At 54.9% G+C, this 659-nt stretch carries 1 protein-coding gene; it reads right to left on the minus strand.

The features are described from left to right. The coding region (locus tag C5B90_RS19975; RefSeq protein ID WP_115883637.1) for a hypothetical protein at positions 1-625 on the minus strand (625 nt) is incomplete at its 3' end. Positions 626-659: the final 34 nt, after the last annotated feature.

Here is a 659-nt window from a genome sequence, read left to right on the forward strand (position 1 = left end):
CGTTCTTCGGCCGAACGGATAGTAGCCGCTTTGACTCGTTGATGTACTCGTTTACCCACTCTCGCCAGTCGTACGATTCTGGGTCGACTTCGACGGACGTTTCCGGCATCGAGAAATCCGAGTTCAGGCGTCGGAGGTAGAACTGAACTAATGCGACAGCAGTCCGGTGGTTGGCGTTCGGAAGTGCGTGTTTCAGAATCAGGTTTGAGGCGAGTCGGCCTGCAACGGCTGTTGCTGGGCCCTCCCAGACCGTCCGATCAAGCACGTCCGGCAGCGCGTCGACATCAATTTGCTTGTATGCCTCGACGGGAACGCCCTCTTCTTCCTCGTTCTGAGCGATGAGGGCGCGGTAGATCTCGAGCAGCCGAACGACGATGGTTCTGTTGTCCTCGCTCATCTTCGCGAGTGACGCTTTGAGATCGAAGTTGATCTCACGAACAGGGCCACCATCGACACGGGACGTGTAGACGACGTAGAACGCTTCGTCAATCTCGTACTTCTGGACCTTCACAGCGACGTCGTCGTCGTAGTTGACGATATGCGAGACGACTTCAGTAGGGTCTGGATGCACGAAGTCAAGAGAGAACTGCTTGTCACCGGGATGGTGGTAGTAGACGTGGCCCATCTGGTATACTGTACTCTTTCATCAGTACATATAA

It is taken from the genome of Haloferax sp. Atlit-12N (assembly GCF_003383095.1).
Taxonomy (GTDB): Archaea; Halobacteriota; Halobacteria; order Halobacteriales; family Haloferacaceae; genus Haloferax.